17 protein-coding genes are annotated in these 18,985 nt (G+C 73.7%); 10 read left to right on the forward strand and 7 right to left on the reverse strand.

Translation table 11 applies throughout. The annotated features are described in order from the left end of the window. The first annotated feature begins 88 nt into the window (after positions 1 to 88). From OG852_RS26825 to OG852_RS26835, 3 genes are all read left to right on the forward strand, one after another. Entirely contained in the window at positions 89 to 1,282 is a 1,194-nt protein-coding gene (locus OG852_RS26825; protein ID WP_330349181.1) for an acyl-CoA dehydrogenase family protein, read from the forward strand. Further along, a complete protein-coding gene (locus OG852_RS26830) occupies positions 1,279 to 1,752 on the forward strand; it encodes a nitroreductase/quinone reductase family protein (protein WP_133912087.1) in 474 nt (157 codons plus the stop codon). The genes OG852_RS26825 and OG852_RS26830 overlap by 4 nt, the downstream gene beginning before the upstream one ends. 110 nt (positions 1,753 to 1,862) lie before the next feature. Beyond that, entirely contained in the window at positions 1,863 to 2,816 is a 954-nt protein-coding gene (locus OG852_RS26835; protein ID WP_330349182.1) for an IS481 family transposase, read from the forward strand. A gap of 171 nt (positions 2,817 to 2,987) precedes the next feature. On the opposite strand, the gene OG852_RS26840 is transcribed toward OG852_RS26835, so the two are convergent. Beyond that, positions 2,988 to 3,599 (reverse strand): LysE family translocator, encoded by a 612-nt coding sequence (locus tag OG852_RS26840; RefSeq protein ID WP_330349183.1) that lies wholly within the window; start codon positions 3,597 to 3,599, stop codon positions 2,988 to 2,990. Between the two features lie 82 nt (positions 3,600 to 3,681). On the opposite strand from OG852_RS26840, the gene OG852_RS26845 reads away from it, so the two are divergent. After that, a complete protein-coding gene (locus OG852_RS26845) occupies positions 3,682 to 4,134 on the forward strand; it encodes an Lrp/AsnC family transcriptional regulator (RefSeq protein WP_133912089.1) in 453 nt (150 codons plus the stop codon). Between the two features lie 59 nt (positions 4,135 to 4,193). Here the strand turns inward: OG852_RS26845 and OG852_RS26850 are convergent, their stop codons facing one another. After that, on the reverse strand, positions 4,194 to 4,829 hold the full coding sequence (locus tag OG852_RS26850) for a TetR family transcriptional regulator (protein WP_133912390.1): 636 nt from the start codon (positions 4,827 to 4,829) through the stop codon (positions 4,194 to 4,196). 133 nt (positions 4,830 to 4,962) lie between these two features. Here OG852_RS26850 and OG852_RS26855 point away from each other — a divergent pair, with 133 nt between their 5' ends. From OG852_RS26855 to OG852_RS26875, 5 genes are all read left to right on the forward strand, one after another. Next, the gene (locus OG852_RS26855; protein ID WP_330349184.1) at positions 4,963 to 5,709 is read left to right on the forward strand and encodes a VOC family protein; all 747 of its coding nucleotides are present in this window, start codon (positions 4,963 to 4,965) and stop codon (positions 5,707 to 5,709) included. Between the two features lie 215 nt (positions 5,710 to 5,924). Next, complete coding sequence (locus tag OG852_RS26860; protein ID WP_133912091.1) at positions 5,925 to 8,279, forward strand: outer membrane protein assembly factor BamB family protein; 2,355 nt, start codon at positions 5,925 to 5,927, stop codon at positions 8,277 to 8,279. A 147-nt stretch (positions 8,280 to 8,426) separates the two neighbouring features. Continuing rightward, entirely contained in the window at positions 8,427 to 8,921 is a 495-nt protein-coding gene (locus tag OG852_RS26865) for a hypothetical protein (RefSeq protein WP_133912092.1), read from the forward strand. A 90-nt stretch (positions 8,922 to 9,011) separates the two neighbouring features. After that, entirely contained in the window at positions 9,012 to 9,443 is a 432-nt protein-coding gene (locus OG852_RS26870; RefSeq protein ID WP_133912093.1) for a hypothetical protein, read from the forward strand. A 149-nt stretch (positions 9,444 to 9,592) separates the two neighbouring features. Further along, positions 9,593 to 10,837: an MFS transporter gene (locus OG852_RS26875; RefSeq protein ID WP_133912094.1), complete on the forward strand. Its 1,245-nt coding sequence runs from the start codon at positions 9,593 to 9,595 to the stop codon at positions 10,835 to 10,837. Positions 10,838 to 10,843: 6 nt separating this feature from the next. Here the strand turns inward: OG852_RS26875 and OG852_RS26880 are convergent, their stop codons facing one another. The 3 genes from OG852_RS26880 to OG852_RS26890 are packed head-to-tail and all read right to left on the reverse strand — an operon-like array spanning position 10,844 to position 13,182. Then, on the reverse strand, positions 10,844 to 11,617 hold the full coding sequence (locus OG852_RS26880) for an enoyl-CoA hydratase/isomerase family protein (RefSeq protein ID WP_330349185.1): 774 nt from the start codon (positions 11,615 to 11,617) through the stop codon (positions 10,844 to 10,846). Then, positions 11,614 to 12,030, reverse strand: a complete 417-nt coding sequence (locus OG852_RS26885) for a Zn-ribbon domain-containing OB-fold protein (RefSeq protein WP_330349186.1) — start codon at positions 12,028 to 12,030, stop codon at positions 11,614 to 11,616. Before OG852_RS26885 ends, OG852_RS26880 begins: the two co-directional genes overlap by 4 nt. A gap of 6 nt (positions 12,031 to 12,036) precedes the next feature. After that, the gene (locus OG852_RS26890; RefSeq protein WP_443064566.1) at positions 12,037 to 13,182 is read right to left on the reverse strand and encodes a lipid-transfer protein; all 1,146 of its coding nucleotides are present in this window, start codon (positions 13,180 to 13,182) and stop codon (positions 12,037 to 12,039) included. 103 nt (positions 13,183 to 13,285) lie between these two features. Here OG852_RS26890 and OG852_RS26895 point away from each other — a divergent pair, with 103 nt between their 5' ends. After that, positions 13,286 to 14,875: a FadD3 family acyl-CoA ligase gene (locus OG852_RS26895; RefSeq protein WP_330349188.1), complete on the forward strand. Its 1,590-nt coding sequence runs from the start codon at positions 13,286 to 13,288 to the stop codon at positions 14,873 to 14,875. 99 nt (positions 14,876 to 14,974) lie between these two features. Here OG852_RS26895 and OG852_RS26900 read toward each other — a convergent pair whose 3' ends face one another. Continuing rightward, the gene (locus OG852_RS26900; protein WP_133912099.1) at positions 14,975 to 15,199 is read right to left on the reverse strand and encodes a hypothetical protein; all 225 of its coding nucleotides are present in this window, start codon (positions 15,197 to 15,199) and stop codon (positions 14,975 to 14,977) included. 760 nt (positions 15,200 to 15,959) lie between these two features. Further along, entirely contained in the window at positions 15,960 to 18,947 is a 2,988-nt protein-coding gene (locus OG852_RS26905; RefSeq protein WP_330349189.1) for an AfsR/SARP family transcriptional regulator, read from the reverse strand. Positions 18,948 to 18,985 lie beyond the last annotated feature (38 nt).

Raw genomic sequence — 18,985 nt, forward strand, 5'->3', positions numbered from 1 at the left:
CTCGCACGGTCGCTCCTAATATGACGGACCGTCAGATCCGGAGGGAAGTGCCGGATCAGGAGGGAAGCCGGATCCGGAGGGAACCGCCATGGACCCCCGCCTCACCACCGAACAGGACGAGATACGCCGCACGCTGCGGGAACTGCTCCACAAACGCTGCGGCCCCGAGGAACTGCGGGCCGCCCTCGCCGGTCCCGCCGGACACGACGGCGCCCTGTGGACCGCCCTCGCCGAACAACTCGGCCTGCCCGGCCTCGCCCTCCCCGAGGCGTACGGCGGGATCGGCTGCCCCCGCACCGACCTCGCCCTCGCCGCCGAGGAGACCGGCCGGGCCCTCGCCCCCACCCCCCTCCTCGCCACCTCCGTCCTCGCCGCACCCCTGCTCCTCGCCCTCGGCACCGACAGCCAGCGCGCCCGCCTGCTCCCCCGGATCGCCGACGGCACCCTGACCGCCGCCCTCGCCGTCCCCGCCTCCGCCCTCGCCGGCGCGCTCGCCCTGACCGGGCCGGGCGGCGGCGACTGGTCCGGCGGCGGGCGCGCGGGAGGAGTGCAGGCCCGGCGGACCGGGTACGGCTGGCGGCTCTACGGCGAGACGTCCCAGGTCCTCGACGGGCACAGCGCCGGGCTGCTGGTCGTCGCCGCCCACACCGGGGGGTTCGTACGGTCGCGGACCCTGCTGTTCCTGGTGGCCGGGGACGCCGCGGGGACCGTACGGACCCGGCAGACCGCGCTCGACGCGACCCGGCCGCAGGGACGGTTGCAACTACGGGACGTGGAGGCGGAGTTGCTGGGCGACGACGAGACGGAGGTGGCCGGGCCGCTGGCCCGCACCGGGGACTTCGCCGCCGCCTTCCTCGCCTGCGAGGCCGTCGGGGCCGCCGACCGGGCGCTGGAGCGGACCGTGGAGTACCTCGGACAGCGCGAGCAGTTCGGGCGGGCGATCGGCTCCTTCCAGGCGGTGCAGCACCGGCTGGCGGATGTGTACGTCCAGGTCCAGGCCGCCCGGTCGGCCGCGTACTACGCCGCCTGGGCGACCGGACACGGGGAACGCGTCGGCGGGCTCGCCCTCGCGCAGGCGCTCCAGGCCCTGCGGCTCGCCGCCGCCGAGGGGATCCAGCTGCACGGCGGCATCGGGTTCACCTGGGAGCACGAGGCGCATCTGTACTTCAAACGGGCCGCCGGCGACGAGCTGCTGTTCGGGCCCGTGCACCGGCTGCGCGCCCACGCGGCCGAGGAGTCGGGACTGTTCGCACGGGCCGGACGGCCGGAGGTGGCGGTGTGATCGGCGTCCGCGTGGTGCAGAAGGTGTCCTCGACCCGGGCCTTCGCCCGGTTCGCCCCCCATGTCGTCCCCGCCCTCGACCGGGCCGTGCACCGGCTCACCCGGGGAAAGGTGCTGCTCAGCGCCCAGATGCTGCCCGGGGTGATCCTCACCGCGACCGGCGCCCGCAGCGGACAGCCGCGCCGCACCCCACTGGCCTGCATGCCGGAGCGCGACGGCCGCACCTGGATCCTCGTCGGCTCCAACTTCGGCCGCGCCGGCCACCCCGCCTGGACCGCCAACCTCCTCGCCCACCCCGACGCCGAGATCAGCTGGAAGGGGACCGGCATACCGGTGACCGCCCATCTGCTGACGGGGGAGGAACGGGCGGCGGTCTGGACGGAACTGCTCGCGTTCTGGCCGCCGTACGCGACCTACCAGGCGAGGGTGGAGCGGGAGATCCGGGTGTTCCGGCTGGTGCCCCGGCGCTAGGTGTGTTGTCCCGGGACGTTGGTGACACGCGTGCTGGGTGCTTGAACAGGTGAGGGCCTTCCGGGTTCGGTGTGGATCGCGACATCTGCACCAACGCTCAGGAGGCCCTCGTGTCCCACCGTAATGCGCCGCTGACGCCGACCGGCAGGCTCCGTCTGGCCCGGTGTGTCGTGGACGACGGCTGGCCGCTGCGCCGGGCCGCGGAACGCTTCCAGGTCAGTCACACCACCGCCGCACGCTGGGCGAGCCGCTACCGGCAGCACGGCGAGGCGGGGATGCGGGACCGCTCCAGCCGCCCGCACCGTCAACCGCACCGGACACCGGCGGCGGTGGAAGAACGGGTCGTGCGGCTGCGGCGCGAGCACCGTATCGGCCCACTGCGGCTGGCCGCCCGCACCGGCGTCGCCGCCTCCACCGCCCATCGCATCCTGCGCCGGCACGGCCTGCCCGTCCTGGCCGCCGTCGACCGGGCCACCGGCGAACCCGTCCGCCGTTACGAGCGTGCACGGCCCGGCGAACTGGTCCACATCGACGTCAAGAAGCTGGGGCGGATTCCCGACGGCGGCGGGCACCGCACCCAGGGCCGCGCCGAAGGCCGACGCAACCGCACCGGGACCGGCTACGCCTACCTGCACACCGCCCTGGACGACCACTCCCGCCTGGCCTACACCGAAGACCTGCCCGACGAGACCGCCCCGACCTGCGCCGCCTTCCTCACCCGCGCCACCGCCTGGTTCGCGCAGCAAGGGATCACCGTCGAACGGGTCCTGACCGACAACGCCTGGGCCTACACCAAGAACACCTGGCGTGACACCTGCCTCGACCTGGGGATCAGTCCCCGCTGGACGAGGCCCTGGCGGCCGCAGACGAACGGCAAGGTCGAACGCTTCCACCGCACCCTGCTCGAGGAATGGGCCTACACGCGGCCCTACATGTCAGACAGCGAACGTCAGGCAGCGTTTCCCGACTGGCTGCACTGGTACAACTACCACCGACCCCACACCGGCATCGGCGGCCACCCCCCAGCCAGCCGTGTCACCAACCTGTCCGGTCAGCACAGCTAGGCCGTGTCTGACAATTCCCGTCGTCGCCCGGAGGGCGGCCTGGCGGCGTCAGGTGCGTGCTCTCGGCGTGCCGGGCGTAGACCCTCGTACTGGGCGTACTCGGGTCTGCGCCCGGTGCGCCGAGAGTGCGTGCATGGCGTCGCGAGGCAGACGGGAATTGTCAGACACGGCCTAGAGGGCGTGCTGGAGCAGCAGGAACGTGCCGATGCCCAGCATCGCCGCTCCCGAGGTGCGGGTGACCGCGCGGGCCGCCGCGGGGCGGGCGCCCAGGACCGCCCGGGCCAGGACGCCGACCGCGAGATAGACGGCGGCGCAGCACGCCATGTGCAGCACCCCGAGGGCGGCGGTCTGCGCGGCGACCGGGAGGTGCGAGCCGCCCCCGGTCACCAGGAACTGCGGCAGGATCGACAGATACAGCAGCAGCCCCTTCGGGTTCAGCCCGCTGATCATCGCGCCCTGCGGGAAGACCCGGCCCTCGACCGCCGGCTCGCCCTCCGCCGGCACCCCGGGCCGCCGCAGCACGCCCCAGCCCAGCCACACCAGATACCCCGCCCCCGCCACCGTGAGCGCGGTGAGCAGCGCGGGCGAGCCCGCGACCAGGACGGCCAGGCCCGCCGTCGCCAGCGCCGTGTGCAGGGCGTAGCCGCTCACCAGACCGCCCACCGCCGCGCCCACCGAGCGGCCGCGCAGCCCGGCGGAGATCACATGGGCCCAGTCGGCGCCCGGCACACAGACCAGCAGCAGGTCCAGCGCGAGGAAAGAGATCAGCGTTCCCGTGTCCATACCGGGGACATTAGGCGCGATCCTGCCGAAAGTGTTCCTGTTCTTTTCCGGAAACGCGGGACAATGGGGAAAGATCTGCCCCATGGACGACGTGGACCGGAAGATTCTTGCCGAGCTGCAGCAGGACGGGCGGCTGACCGTGACCGAGCTGGCCGCGCGGGTGCGCCTGAGCGTCTCGCCCTGCCATCGGCGGCTGCGGGAGCTGGAGCGGTCCGGGGCGATCAGCGGCTACCGGGCGGTGGTGGACCCGGCCGCCGTCGGGCTGACCTTCGAGGCGCTGGTCTTCGTGTCCATGCGACAGGAGGACCGGGACACGGTCGCCGAGTTCGAGCGGGCGGTCGGCGAACTGGAACACGTCCTGGACGCCCAGCGGCTCTTCGGGGAGCCCGACTATCTGCTGCGGGTGGCGACGGCCGACCTCGCCGCCTTCCAACGGCTGTACGACGAGCGGCTCGCGACCCTGCCGGGGGTGCAGCGGCTGACGTCCACGCTGGTGATGAAGCACGTGGTCAAGGACCGGCCGTTGCCGGCATAGCGGCACGGGCGGTGGCCCCACCCTCGTGGAACCACCGCCCGCCAGACAGGACTGGAGACTTACTTCGTCGGCTTCTTGCCGGTGATGCCGAGGTGGACCAACAGCGCCAGGTTCGGCTTGAGTTCGGCCTGCTTGACGCCCCAGGACGTGAAGCCCTTCTGGTGCGAGGCGACCGCCGCGAGCATCGCGACCAGCGAACCGGCGATCGCCGCCGGGTTCACGTCCTTGTCGACCCGGCCCTTGGACTGCAGTTCGGCGACGGCGTCCGAGAGGGAGTTGTTCACCGAGTTGAGGATCTTCATCCTCAGCTTGTAGAAGCGCTTGTCGCCCTCGGCCGCGCCGAGGTCGACGACCCTGAGGATCGCGTCGTTCTTCTTCCAGAACTCCAGGAACCCGTCGACGAGTTCCTGCGCCGTCTGCCAGCCGGCCTTGCCGACCCACGAGCGACCCTCCAGCAGCTCCGTCAACGCGGCGCCCTCGGCGGCCATTTGCTCGGCGATCTCCAGGACGGCGCCCTCGACGTCCGGAAAGTACTGGTAAAAGGTCGCGGGCGAAGTGCCCGCCTTCCGGGCCACGTCGATGACCTTGACGTCCCGGTACGGAGAGGAGCTGAGCATCTCGCTGAGGCAGTCCAGCAGCTTCTGCCGCGTCGCCTGCCCGCGCCGGCCGGCCACGCGGCCGTCGACGGTACGCACTTGTCCTGTCATGCCGTCAGCTTACCGAGGGGTGATCGGAGCGCGATTCGGCCGACTGCAAATGGGGTGCGAGAGGCTCGGAGGAAGGGTGCGCTGGTCTGCGCGTTGCGTGAACCGCCGTTAGTTTGGCTGCATGGCCGAAAACAGGGCATCGGTGAACACAGAGGGTGGCGCCGGGGCGGTCCCCGAGGGCGTCCCGTGCTGGGTGGACGCGCAGCTTCCCGACGTGGACGCGGGCAGGCGGTTCTACGGCGAACTCTTCGGATGGACCTTCCAGCAGGCCTACGGCGCCTCCGTGTGGGCCCTGCTGGACGGCCGGCCCGTCGCCGCCCTCGCCCACAAGACGGACGGCCGGATGCCCACCGTCTGGACCGTGTACTTCTCCACCCCCGACGCCGAGGCCACCGTCCGGCGGATCCGGTCGGCCGGCGGACAGGTGGTCATGCCCCCGTTCCCGGTGGACGGACTGGGCTCCGCGGCCCTCGCCGCCGACCCCGAGGGCGCCGTCTTCGGCCTCTGGCAGCCCGGCAGCCACCCCGGCTTCGGCGTCCGGCACATCCCCGGCGCCTTCGCCTGGGCGCAGCTCTACGCCCGGGACACCGAGACCGCCAACACCTTCTACGGCCATCTCTTCCACGAGGCCCTCTTCGGGCCCGGCGCCGCGCCCGACTTCGGGCGGGTGCCGGTCACCGACGTCTTCCCGGAGGTCATGCCACCGCACTTCCTGGTCCACTTCGGGGTCCGGGACTGCGAGGCGGCGCTCGGCGCGGTGAGCCGGCTCGGCGGGCGGGTCACGGCGGGCCCGTTCACCGCCTCGTACGGAATCGTGGCGGTCGTCACGGACAATCAAGGTGCGTCGTTCGCGCTTCTTCAGCGTTGAACCACGTACCGGAGTACCCGCTCACGCCCCGTTCCGCAGGCTGTTTCGCCCCTTTATGAGATGAGACACCCCGATCGCCCCCGGGTTCGCAACCAGCCGCCCGGCCAGGAAGAATCTGGGGTGCGTGCCGCCATGGCGGTGCGGTGGTGAGACGCTGCACTTCGGTCGCGTACACATAGTGGGTGTCGTGGCCCGTACGGGGAGGTGGCAGGCAAGTGGTGGATCAGCTGACGCAGCACGATCCGCGGCGGATCGGGCCGTTCGAGGTGCTGGGACGGCTGGGGGCCGGCGGCATGGGGCTGGTCTATCTGGCGCGCTCGGCGTCGGGCCGGCGCGTGGCGATCAAGACGGTCCGGACCGAGCTCGCCGAGGACCAGCTCTTCCGCGTGCGCTTCACGCGCGAGGTGGAGGCGGCGCGGGCGGTCTCCGGCTTCTACACGGCCGCCGTCGTCGACGCCGACCCGCGCGCCGCCGTGCCCTGGCTCGCCACGGCCTACGTCCCCGCGCCCTCCCTCGAGGAGATAGTGAACGACTGCGGGCCGCTCCCGGCCCAGGCCGTGCGCTGGCTCGCCGCGGGTGTCGCCGAGGCGCTCCAGTCGATCCACGGGGCCGGGCTGGTCCACCGTGACCTCAAGCCCTCCAACGTCCTCGTCGTCGAGGACGGCCCCCGGGTGATCGACTTCGGCATCGCCTCCGGCGTTTCGAACACCCGTTTGACGATGACGAACGTCGCCGTCGGCACCCCCGCCTACATGTCCCCCGAGCAGGCCAAGGACTCCCGCAGCGTCACCGGCGCCAGCGACGTCTTCTCGCTGGGCTCCATGCTCGTCTTCGCCGCCACCGGCCACCCGCCCTTCCACGGCGCCAACCCGGTCGAGACGGTCTTCATGCTCCTGCGCGAGGGCCCGGACCTGGAGGGCCTCCCGGACGAGCTGCGCCCCCTCATCGAGTCCTGTATGCAGATGGAGGCCGCGGCCCGCCCCAACCCGGCCGACCTCCAGGCCCAGCTCGCCCCGCACCTGTTCGGCTCCGGCTCCGACGACAGCGGTACGGCGTCGGCGTGGCTGCCCGAGAAGGCGGTCACCCTCATCGAGACCCGCCGCGGCGGCCGTCCCGCCCCCAAACCGGCACCGGTGAGCCCGCGCGGCCCGCTGCCGCTGCCCCCGCCGCCCTCGCACGACCCCGTGGTGCCCGGGCCCGGCCCGGTGCCCGTCGGGATCGGCGCGCCCGACCCCGGCCCGGTCCACCTGGCCGGTGCGGCCGTGCCGATCGGCCCCGGCCCGCGCGTCGCCGACGTCCGCGCCACCGCCGCCGTCAAGGCACCGCTGCCCGAGCCCGGACTGGTCGCCAACTGGACCCGCGTCCGCCCCGGCGTCGGGGGCGCGGCCGACACCGCCCTCACGGCCCCGCAGACGGCGGCCGCCCCCGACGGCCACCCGGCGGGCTGGCGCCCCTGGCGGTTCCGGATGTCCAACGACGTGTGGGGCACCCCGGCCGTCTTCGGCGACCTCGTCTACGTCACCTCCTTCGAGGTGCACGCCCTCGACGTGGCGACCGGGCGGCGGCGCTTCAAGACCCGGGACGTGGCCTGGTCGATGGCGGTCGCCGACGGCCGTGTCCACGCCTCCGACGGCCCCACGCTGTTCGCCCTGGAGGCCCGCGAGGGCCAGGACCTGTGGCGGCTCCAGACGGACGCCTGGGTCTACTGTCTGCGGGCCGAGCGCGGCACGGTCGTCACCGCCACCCGCGGCGGCGGCGTCCAGGCCTGGGAGGCCTCCACCGGGCAGAAGCTCTGGGAGATCTCCGGCTGCCAGAGCGACTTCGAGTCGCCCGAGGCGGGCCCCGCCCTGCACGACGGCACGGTCTTCGTCTGGCAGGACGCCCGGCTCAGAGCCCTGGACGCCCGAACGGGTGACGAGCGCTGGTCGTACCCCATCGGCGACGCGGCCTCCTGCGGCGGCGTCCCGGTCCGCGTCACCCCCGCCCCCGACGGCCACGTCTACCTCTCGGCCGGCACCCGTGTCATCGCCGTCGACGTGGCGAGCGGCATGGTGCGCTGGCACTTCGAGGCCCCCGCCGTCTTCCTCTCCCCGCCGGCGTTCGTCCCCGGCCCGGCCGTCACCGGCGGTGGCGTCTACCTCGCCGACTACCTCGGCACGGTCTACGCCCTCGACGCCGCCGACGGCCGCGACCGCTGGCGCATCGCCACGGAGGCCCGGGCGTCGATCGACCCGGTACTCGTCGCCGCGGGCCACGTCCACGTCGGCAGCGGCAAGGGCCTCTACACCCTCGACGCGGTCACGGGCACCCCGAAGTGGCGCTTCCAGGCGGGCGGCGACATCGTGGGCTCCCCGGCGGTCGCCGAGGGCCGTATCCACTTCGGTTCCACGGACCACCTGCTCTACACGCTCAAGGCCGACGACGGCCGGCTGCGCTGGAAGCTCGCCACCGGCGGCGAGATCACCGGCTCCCCGGTGGTCCGCGACGGCGTGGTGTACGCGTGCAGCAAGGACCGTTGCGTCTACGCGCTGGACGCGGAGAAGGGAACCGGGACGGCACGGACGGCCTGATCCAGCGGGAGGTCGTCGGGACGGCCGTCGTACCGGCGCCGCACGGAAAGGGTCCGGACGGCGGCCGCCACCGCAGACGCTACGCCGCGTGTCGTCCGGTCGCCAGGCAGTGACATGGCCGTGACAGCCATTGTCTAGGCTGACGGCATGAATCGACGGGGGCACGGAAAGTTCAGGTTCGCGGCGGTGTCGGTGCTGGTGGTGCTGGCACTGACGGGCTTCTCCACGGGGAAGAGCCGCCATCACGGCAGCCACGGCGACAGCGACGGCGGCGGCTGCAGCAGCTCCCGCCAGGACCACGACGGCTCGTCGTCGAGCGGGGGGACGACGACCTCCGGGGGCTCCTCGGAGAGCACGCCGCCGGCGGAGCTCCAGGACGCCACGACGAACCTCGTGAGCTGCGCGACGAAGAAGACGCCGTACGCGACGGTCTCGGTCGGCAACCCCAACGCGGTGGACGCCACCTTCTCCTTCGAGGTCGAGTTCCTGAACGACCAGGCGGACGTGGTCTACCGCAAGGCCACGACGGCGTACGTCTCGGCGAACTCCTCGACGGACGTGTCGGTGAACGTGGACGACACCTCCCTCTTCTCCCGCTTCGACCACTGCCGGGTCGAGCCGTACGCGCCGGTCGTCGACTGACACCGGGGCGCACCTGGTGTGAAGGAGGGGGCGCCCATATCCCGCCACGCGTGCGACACTTCAGGCCAGTCGCGGCGAGGAGGGGGACGGATGTCGACCTGGAACGGCTTCGGCACCACGTATCGGGGCTACAGCCATGTGAATCGTGACGGCAGCCACTACGCCACCCAGTGGGCCGTGCTGTTCTTCCTGCCGGTGATTCCCTTGCGGCGCCACCGGCTGACCGTCGGCGACTCGACCTACACGCAGTACGGCAACGGCAGCACCGAGGTCACCCGGTACGCGGTGCACGAGGAGACGCCGCTCGTCGGTGCGGAGATACTGCGGACCTATCTGTCCTGGTGGGTGGTGGGCCCGCTGATCGTTTTCGGGCCGCCCGCCCTGGCGCTGTGGCTCCTCGGTGACGCCGTGGGATTCGGCGGCTATTTCCTGCTGATGGGCGGCTGTGTCGCCTGGGGCATCTGGGCGGGCGGAGCGCTGGACAAGCGCAACCGCCGGGAACGCGTACTGCCTCCGGCGTAGTCGTCCACGCCGGCGGGCTCCGCCGGTAGGGCTACAACCGATGGTTGTGGCGGGGTGGTCTCGTGGTTGTTTGCTCGCAGGACAGGGTGCTCGCTTTGATGCCTCCGGACGCGGATCGGTTGTGCGGGTGAGTCAGCGAGGGGGTGGCCATGAGGAGGACGCACCGGTTGGGGCGCCCGTTCGGGTGGCTGTGGGCGGCGTACGGGACCAGCGCGCTCGGCACCTGGCTCGCCTTCGGCGCGTTCCCGCTGATCGCCATCCGGGTGCTGCACGCCGGGCCGGCGGAGGTCGCGGCACTGTCCTCCGTGGGGGCGGCGGTCGGCGCGGTGGTGGCGGTGCCGCTCGGGCCGTGGGTGGAGTTCCGGCGCAAGCGGCAGGTGCTGATCGGGATGGACCTGGTGCGGTGCGCGGCGCTGCTGACGGTCCCCGTCGCGTTCGCGCTCGGCGCGCTCACCTTCGTACAGCTCCTGCTGGTCTCGGTCGTCGTCGCGGCGGCCGACATCGCCTTCCGCGCCGCGTCCGGGGCGTATCTGAAGACGCTGCTGCCGGGGGAGGACCTGCTGGCCGCCAACGCCCGGTTGGAGTCGACGTCCTGGACGACGACGATCGTCGGACCGCCGCTGGGCGGGGCCGCGATCGGGCTCCTCGGGCCGGTGGCGACGGTGGTGGCCGACGCGGTCAGCCACCTGCTCTCCGCCGCGGGCATCCGCGCGACGGGCGGCGGTGAGCCGCGGCCCGAGCGGCGGGAGGCCCCGCGCCTGCGGGCCCGGGATCTGCTCGACGGCTGGCGGTACGTCCTCGCCGACACGGCGCTGCGTCCGCTGTTCTTCAACACCGCCCTGTTCAACGGCCTGGTGATGGCGACCCAGCCGCTGCTGGCCGTCCTGATGCTCGGCCGGCTCGGGTTCGCGCCGTGGCAGTACGGTCTGGCCTTCGCCGCACCCGCGATCGGCGGGCTGCTCGGTTCGCGAGTGGCTCCCTCGCTCGTCACCCGGTTCGGACAGCGCCGGGTCCTGGTGCTGTCGGGGGCGCTGCGCGCGCTCTGGCCCGTCGGCCTGGCCTTCCTCGGGCCCGGCACCGCTGGGCTGCTGCTGGTGATGGGCGTCGAACTGGGGCTGATCTTCTGCTGCGGGGTCTTCAACCCCGTCTGCGCCACCTACCGCCTCGAACGCACCCCGACCGACCGGGTCGCCCGCACCCTGACCGCATGGGCGGTGACCACCAGAGCCACGACCGCCCTTCTGACGGCCCTGTGGGGCGCCCTGGCCACCCTTCTGGGCCCTCGCCCGGCCGTGGCCCTGGCAGGCGCCCTCCTCCTGGCGACCCCGCTGCTGCTCCCCCGGCGCCCGGCCCCGCTCCCCTCCGAACCGAAGCCGGCCCCCACCCGCACCTGACAGCCCTCACCGCACCCGAGGCCCCGCCCCCGACCGTCCCGCGAACAGCGCCGCCTGCTGATCGGCGGGCAGGTTGCCCAGGGAGATGAGGTGGGGGGACTGGGCGAAGCCCGCCGCGCGGGCCGCCTCCTTCGCCGACCACAGGGCCCGTACCGTGCCCTGGACGCCGGCCGTCGGATAGCCGGCGACGACGGCGGCGCAGGCGAGGGCGGCTTCCCGTGCCCCGCCGGTGGCGGTGAGTTCGGAGACCAGGCCGATGGCGTGGGCCCGCCGGGCGGAGATCCGTTCGGCGGTGCCCATCAGCATCATCCGCGCGACCTCGCCGTACGGCATCCGCTGCGCCAGCAGCACGGACTCGTACGCGCTGACCATGCCGTAGGTGGTGTGCGGGTCGAAGAAGACGGCGTCGGCGCCCGCGACGAGGAACTCGCACTCACCGAGGAGATAGAAGGCGCCTCCGCAGGCCATGCCCTCCACCGCGGCGATCACCGGTTTCCACAGGTCGTTCGCCTTGGGGCCGATGGTCAGGAGGGGGTCGTCCTGCATGTAGGGGGAGTCGGGCTGCGGGACGACGGAGTCCCGGTCGAGGCCCGTGCTGAACGCCCGCGTCCCCGCCCCGGTGAGGACCACGGCCCGTACGGTGTCGTCGAAGCGCAGGCCCCGCCACACCTCCGAGAGCCGCCGGGCCGTGTCGAGGTCGACGGCGTTGAGCCGGTGCGGCCGGTCGAGGGTGACCACCGCGACGCCGGTGTCCTTGTCGATGTCCAGCAGGACGCTCACGGCCGCTCCAGGACCCACTGCACCAGCCCCTCGGCGGTGAAGACCGCCTGCACCCGGGCGCCGATGCGGACCCGGTCGGGGGGAAACGAGTCGAGGGGCGCCCCCGCGTGCCGCACGAGGTTGCCCACGAGGCGGATCCGGGGCGCGTCGGCGAGTTCGACGAGGATCACGTTGTACGGGGCCCGCGCCGCGTAGTCGGGGAGCAGGGGCGGGTGCGGGACGACGTAGGACCAGATACGGCCCCGGCCCGACATCGGGCGCCACTCGCTCGCGAAGGACTGGCAGTGCGGGCAGCAGGGCCGGGGCGGGAAGCGCGGCTCGGCGCAGTCGGCGCAGGTCTGGACGCGGAGCTCGCCCCGGGCGGCGTACTTCCAGAACGGGGCGCCGTCGGGGTCGGTGACCGGGGTCAGCACGGGGCATCAGCTCCTCAGGAGCAGGGCGGAGGTGGGGACGCCCTCGCCGGCGGTGACGAGGCAGGTGGCGGCGTCCGGGACCTGGGCGGTGCTGGTGCCGCGCAGTTGCCGTACGCCTTCGTTGATGAGGTTGAAGCCGTGCACGTACGCCTCGCTGAGCCCGCCCCCGGCGGTGTTCAGGGGCAGCCGGCCGCCGGTCTCCAGGGCGCCGCCCTCGGTGAACGCGCCGCCCTCGCCCCGGCCGCAGAAGCCGTAGCCCTCCAGGGAGAGGGGCACCAGGGCCGTGAACGCGTCGTAGATCTGGGCGACGTCGACATCCGCCGGGGTGAAGTCGGCGTGTTTCCACAGGTGCCGGGCGGCCGTCCAGGCGGGGCCGGTGAGCGGGTCGTCGTTCCAGTAGTTGACCATGCCGTGGTGCTGGGCGGGCAGGCCCTGGGCGGCGGAGTGGACGTAGACCGGCCGCTGCCGGCAGTCGCGGGCCCGCTCCCGTGCGACGACCACGCAGGCCAGCGCCCCGTCCGTCTCCAGGCAGTTGTCGTAGAGGCACAGGGGCTCGCTGATCCAGCGGGCGGTCATGTACATCTCGCGGGTGAGGGGGCGGTCGTACATGATCGCGGCGGGGTTCTGGTTGGCCCGGTTGCGGCAGGCCAGGGCCACGTTGAACAGGTGGTCCCGGGTCGCGCCGTACTCGTGCATGTAGCGGCGGGCCAGCATGGCTATCTCGTCGGCCGGGCGGAGCAGGCCGTAGGGGCGGGTCCACTGGGCGGGGGTGGGGAGCTGGACGCTCGTGTTGGTCCAGGGGCGCGGTCCGCTGCCCCGCTTGCGCGACCGCCAGGCGACTCCGACCGTGGCCTGCCCGGAGGCGATGGCGGCGGCCAGATGCGCGACGGTGGCACACGAACCCCCGCCCCCGAAGCCGACCTTGCCGAAGAAGGTCAGGTCCCCGAAGCCGACCGCCTTGGCCAGCTCGACCTCGTCGGTCTCCTCCATGGTGTAGGAGGCGAGCGCGTCGACCTCGCCCGGTGCGATCCCGGCGTCGTCGAGCGCGGCGAGGACGGCCCGGCAGGCGAGGGACCTCTCGCTCTCGGGGAGATGCTTGGCGAACCGCGTCTGGCCGATGCCGACGATCGCGGTGGCGTCCTTGAGGGTCACGCTGCACGCACCTCCGCAAGGCAGGTAACAGGGTGTCATCGCGGCTGACAGGCCGTCAGGTTACCGCTAATCTGACGGGTAGTCAGCTACTGGGGAGGTCGTCATGCGCGGTGACATGGAGTGGGGGACGATTCCCGGGCTGGTGCGCCGGGCGGCCGAGCGGTACGCGGACACCGAGGCGGTGGTGGAGGGCCGCACCCGGATCCCGTACGGCGAACTGGGCGCCCGGGTGGAACGGGCGGCGGCGGCCTGCCTGGCGAACGGGGTGCGGGCGGGCGACCGCGTCGGCATCTGGGCCCCCAACTCCCTGGACTGGATGGTCGCGGCGCTCGGCGCGGTGTCGGCGGGCGCGGTGCTGGTGCCGCTCAACACCCGTTTCAAGGGAGCGGAGGCGGCGGATGTGCTGCGCAGGAGCGGGGCCCGGCTGCTGTTCGTGACGGGCACCTTCCTCGGGACCTCGTACGTGGCGTGGCTGCGCCGGGCGGCGGGGGAGGGGCCGTCGGGCGGCCGCGGGCCCCTGCCCGGCCTCCCGGCCCTGGAGCAGGTCGTGGTCCTCTCGGACGACGCCCCGGCGGACTTCCGCACCTGGAAGGACTTCCTGGCGAGCGGGGAGGGGGTGGGCGCGGCGGAGGTCCGCGCACGGGCGGACTCGGTGCGCGGGGACTGGCCCTCGGACCTCGTCTTCACCTCGGGCACGACCGGCCGCCCCAAGGGCGCGGTGATCACCCACGCGCAGACGCTGCGGGCGTACGAGGTGTGGAGCGACCTGGCCGGCCTGCGCCACGGCGACCGCTACCTGATCGTCAACCCCTTCTTCCACACCTTCGGCTACAAGGCGGGCGTGATCGCCTGTCTGATGCGGGGCGCGACGATGATCCCGCAGCCGGTGTTCAACGTGGACACGGTCCTCGCGAACCTGGCGGCGGAGCGGGTCTCGGTGCTGCCCGGCCCGCCCACGCTCCACCAGTCCCTCCTGGACCACGTGTCACGGGACGCCCACGACCTGTCGTCGTTGCGGCTGGTGGTGACGGGCGCGGCGGTGGTGCCGCTCCGGCTGGTCGAACGTCTGCGGGGCGAACTGGGCGTCGAGACGGTCCTCACCGCGTACGGCCTCTCGGAGGCGAGCGGCATCGTGACGATGTGCCGGCGGGGCGACGACCCCACGGTGATCGCCTCGACCTCGGGCCGCGCGATCCCCGGTACGGAGGTACGGGTGGACGCGGCACCGGGGGAGCCCGGGGAGGTCCTGGTCCGCGGCTTCAACGTCATGCGCGGCTACTACGAGGACGAGGCGGCGACCAGGGAGGCGCTCACCCCCGACGGCTGGCTGCGCACGGGCGACATCGGCGTCCTGGACCCGGCCGGCAACCTGCGCATCACCGACCGGCTGAAGGACATGTTCATCGTCGGCGGCTTCAACGCCTACCCGGCGGAGATAGAGCAACTCCTCGGCCTGCACCCCGACGTGACCGACGTCGCGGTCGTCGGCGTCCCGGACCCCCGCCTCGGCGAGGTCGGCAAGGCCTACGTCGTCCGCCGCCGCGACGCGCACCTCACCGCCGACGACCTCATCGCCTGGGCCCGCCGAGAGATGGCGAACTACAAGGTGCCGAGGTCGGTGGAGTTCGTGGGCGAACTGCCGCGCAACGCCGGCGGGAAGGTCCTGAAAGGGGAGTTGCGGGGCCGGGCGTGAAGCCCTGACAGCCCCTGCCCCGGGACGCGCGTCGGCCGCGGTGGCTCCCCCTCCGCGCCACCGCGGCCGCGCTTCCCCGTCCGGGAGCGGTCTGTTACGTCACGGACGCTGGGTCGACGCGTGGGCGTCGAGCGTCGTGATCTCCTCGTCCGCGGCGGTCTTGAGGGGCTCGCTCGACGCGTGGGCGTCCAGCGTGGTGACCTCGTCGGCCGCGGCCCCGGTGGTGTTGAGCGGTTCGCTGGAGGCGTGGGCGTCCAGCGTGGTGAGCTCCTCGCTGGAGGCGTGAGCGTCCGTCGGCTTGAGGCTCTGGCTGGTGTCGGCCATGGCGGACTCCTGAATCAGTCGGTGCAGCGGATGGACCGGCCCGTCCGGCGGCCCCCCCAGGCCGCCGAACGAGCTTCGCAAGGCCGCTCACCTTAGTGGTGCGGCCACAGCCCGACCCGTCTGCCCCCCGACGCGGCGGATCGGTAGGGACGACAGTGCCCTGATGCGATAAACGATTGATGAACGCGGGGACCGCCCCGGCGCCCCCGCACTCTGCCCGCCCGCCCTCGAAACCCCGCCCGCCCGCAGGACCGCTCGCCCGCCCGCCCTTCGGCGGGACCGTCCGTCCGCCCCGGCCGGGACTGCCCGTCCGCCCGTCCGCCGGACCGCTCGTCCGCGGGACGCCGGACCGCCCGCCCGCAGGACCACCGGACCGCCCGCCTGCGGGACCGTCCGTCCGCCCGCCCTCGAAACCCCGCCCGCGGGACCGCTCGCCCGCCCGCCCTTCGGCGGGACCGTCCGTCCGCCCCCGCCGGGACTGCCCGCCCGCCCGCCCGCCTTCGGGACCGTCCGTCCGCCCCCGCCGGACCGCCTGCCCGCCCCTCCGTCCGCCTGTCCCCGGACCTGGCTGCCCGCCCGTCCGTCCGTCGGCGGGACCGTCCGTCCGCCCCCGCCGGACTGCCTGCCCGCCCGTCCGTCCGCCTGTCCGCCGGACCTGCCTGTCCGCCCGCCCGCCGGACATCCGGACCGCCCATCCGCCCCCGGACCGCCCATCCGCCCCCGGACTGCCCGTCCCCCCGTCCGCCCGCCGGACCGCCCCCTACGCCACCGCCGTCGGCTTGAGGAGGGCTTGGACCTCTGCCTCCTCCGGGGAGCCCAGTTCCTTGAAGACCGTGAGGGCGTCCGACCAGCAGGCCTGGGCGCGGCCCGTCTGGCCGATGGCGGCGAGCCCGCGTCCGAGGACGGTGAGGATGTTGGCCCGCCGCCACTCGCCGCCGATGCCGTGCAGCACGGCGAGCGCCTGTTCGGCCTGGGCGGCGGCCTGGGCGGGCTGGCGGTCGGCCAGATGGACCTCGGCCAGCCGGAAGAGGGTCATGCCGTACCAGAACTGCTGCCGGTTCTCCCGGAACGTCTCCAGCGCCTCCGTGAGGACGGTGTGCGCCTGGTCGACCTGACCGGCCCCCGTCAGGGCCAGCCCGAGCGCGTACTTGCCGTTGGCGAGCCGCAGCGCGAGACCGGTGTCGGCCGCCTCGTAGAGGGCGATGCCCTGCCGGGCGAGCTCGACGGCGCTCGCGGTGCGCCCCGTGGCGAGGTGGACCCGCGACAGGTTGCAGAGCGCGGCGGCCTCCCCGGGCTTGTTGTGGTCCGCCCGGAACGCTTCGAGCGCCTGGGTCAGATGCCGTTCGGCGTCGGCGTGCCGGTTCTCGTAGAGGGCGATGATGCCCCGCTGGTTCGGTGCCTGGCCCGACGCCACGGGGTCCTTCGCCGCCAGCCCCAGCTCCAGCGCCCGCCGTGCCTCGGCCTCCGACTCCGCGAACCGCCCGGACAGACTGTGGACGTGCGTCAGCATGGTCCGGGCCCGGGACTCCGCGAGGTTGTCCCCGGCCGACCGGGCGGACTCGCTGACCGCCGTCGCCGCCTGGGTGAACTGGTAGGAGTTGGCGCCGGATTCCCCCAGGTCCACGGCCGCCATCAGCAGATCGGCGGCGCGGCGCAGCATCCCGGGGCCCGCCGACTGACGGGCGCAGGACAGCAGGGTGTCGGCCTCCGTGAACAGCCAGTCGAGCGCGGCCTGCTGGGTGGCGAAGGACAGCCCCTGGTACCGGGTGGTCGCGAAGTGGTCGAGGACGCGCTCCCCGGGCCGCTCCAGCGCGTACACCGCCGCCGCGGACGCCAGATAGAAGTCGAGCAGCCGCGACAGCGCGGCCTCCCGCCCGTCGGCGGGCCGCTCGTCCCGCTCCGCGCAGGCACGCGCGTAGAGCCGTACGAGATCGTGGAACCGGTAGCGCCCGGGCGCCGCCGACTCCAGCAACGACGTGTCGACGAGGCCCTCCAGCAGGTCCTCCGTGTCCTCGGCGGGCAGGTCGAGGACCGCGGCGGCCGCCGCGAGGGAGATGTCGGGACCGTCCGCCAGGCCCAGCAGCCGGAACGCCCGGGCCTGGCCCGGCTCGAGCTGCCCGTAGCCCAGCTCGAACGTGGCCTTCACCGCCAGGTCTCCCGCCTGGAGTTCGTCCAGCCGGCGGCGCTCGTCGCCGAGCTTGGCCGCGAGGACCGCGACCGTCCAGGTACGGCGGGCCGCGAGGCGGGAGGCCGCTATGCGGATCGCGAGCGGCAGGAAGCCGCAGGCCGCCACCACGTCCAGCGCGGCGTCCCGCTCGGAGGCCACCCGCTCCTCGCCGACGATCCTCGTGAACAGCGCGAGCGCCTCGTCGGGGGACATCACGTCCAGGTCGACCAGGTGCGCGCCCGCCAGGTCGACCATCCGGACCCGGGAGGTGACCAGGGCCGCGCAGCCCTCCGTGCCCGGCAGCAGCGGTCGTACCTGGGCCGCGTCCTTCGCGTTGTCGAGCAGCACCAGCACCCGGCGACCGTCCAGCACCGACCGGTACAGCGCCGCGCGGTCCTCCAGGGAGTCCGGGATCTCCGAGTCCGCCGTGCCGAGGGCGCGCAGGAAGGAGCCCAGGACGGTCTCCGGCTCCGCCGCCCGCGCGCCGGCGCCCTGCAGGTCGACGTAGAGCTGCCCGTCGGGGAAGGCCGCGCGGGCCCGGTGGGCCACGTGCACGGCGAGGGTCGTCTTGCCGACGCCCCCGATCCCCGCCAGCGCCGACACCGCCATGACCCGGCCGGCGCCCCCACTCGCGCCGGACTCGGCCAGCACCTCGCTCAGCTCGGTCACGAAGGACGCGCGACCGGTGAAGTCGGGCACGGTCGCCGGGAGCTGCGCGGGACGCACCCGGACGACCCCCGGTTCCGCCGGCGGGGCCGAGGGCTCCGCCAGGTCCGGGTCCGCCTGGAGGATACGGCGCTGGAGCTCCCGCAGACCGGCCCGCGGGTCGACGCCGAGCTCCTCCGCCAGCAGCCGCCGGGTGTCCGCGTACACCGCCAGCGCCTCCGCCTGCCGCCCGCTGCGGTACAGCGCCAGCATCAGCAGTTCCCGCAGCCGTTCGCGCAGCGGATGCGCGGCCGTCAGCGCCGTCAGCTCCGAGACGGCCTCCGTGTGGCAGCCCAGCTCCAGATCCAGGTCGAGCCGGGACTCCAGCAGCCCCAGCCGCCACTCCTCCAGCCGGACCCGCTGCGCCTCCGCGTACGGACCGGGGACCCCGGCCAGCGCCTCCCCGTCCCACAGCCCCAGCACCCGGTTGAGCCCCTCGCGGGCCCGGCCCAGGTCCCCGGCGCTGCGCGCCTTCTCCGCCTCGGCGGCCCACTCCTGGGCCCGCGCGAGGTCCAGCGCGCCCTCGCCGAGCCCGCGGACGGCGTACCCGCCGGACTCGCTCACCAGGACACCCGGGTCCAGCACCTTCCGCAGCCGCGAGGCGTACGTCCGTACCGCCGCCAGGGCCTGCGACGGAGGCTCCTCGCCCCACAGCGCGTCGATCAGCTCACCCGCCGTCGCCGTACGGCCCTCGCGCAGCAGCAGGGCGGCCAGCAGCGCCCGCTGCTGCGGGGAACCGGTGGCGAGCTGCTCCTCGCCACGCCGTGCGCGCACCGGGCCGAGCACGTCGAAGCGGAGGGCCGCCGGTTCCACGGGGGATCCGGCGCGCCGCTGCTCCGGCACGCGCGGGCCGCCGGGTCCTACGCGGTGGTCCATCAGGGCTCCCCTTAGACATCCGAATGACCGGTTCAGTT

The organism is Streptomyces sp. NBC_00582, from assembly GCF_036345155.1.
Lineage (GTDB): Bacteria > Actinomycetota > Actinomycetes > Streptomycetales > Streptomycetaceae > Streptomyces.

Bases quoted from the DNA above. Each gene is read 5' to 3' on its own strand.
- OG852_RS26825 (WP_330349181.1), top strand. From the start codon at position 89: ATGGACCCCCGCCTCACCACCGAACAGGACGAGATACGCCGCACGCTG.
- OG852_RS26840 (WP_330349183.1), bottom strand. From the start codon at position 3,599: ATGGACACGGGAACGCTGATCTCTTTCCTCGCGCTGGACCTGCTGCTG.
- OG852_RS26845 (WP_133912089.1), top strand. From the start codon at position 3,682: ATGGACGACGTGGACCGGAAGATTCTTGCCGAGCTGCAGCAGGACGGG.
- OG852_RS26855 (WP_330349184.1), top strand. From the start codon at position 4,963: ATGGCCGAAAACAGGGCATCGGTGAACACAGAGGGTGGCGCCGGGGCG.
- OG852_RS26865 (WP_133912092.1), top strand. From the start codon at position 8,427: ATGAATCGACGGGGGCACGGAAAGTTCAGGTTCGCGGCGGTGTCGGTG.
- OG852_RS26870 (WP_133912093.1), top strand. From the start codon at position 9,012: ATGTCGACCTGGAACGGCTTCGGCACCACGTATCGGGGCTACAGCCAT.
- OG852_RS26875 (WP_133912094.1), top strand. From the start codon at position 9,593: ATGAGGAGGACGCACCGGTTGGGGCGCCCGTTCGGGTGGCTGTGGGCG.
- OG852_RS26895 (WP_330349188.1), top strand. From the start codon at position 13,286: ATGCGCGGTGACATGGAGTGGGGGACGATTCCCGGGCTGGTGCGCCGG.
- OG852_RS26900 (WP_133912099.1), bottom strand. From the start codon at position 15,199: ATGGCCGACACCAGCCAGAGCCTCAAGCCGACGGACGCTCACGCCTCC.
- OG852_RS26905 (WP_330349189.1), bottom strand. From the start codon at position 18,947: ATGGACCACCGCGTAGGACCCGGCGGCCCGCGCGTGCCGGAGCAGCGG.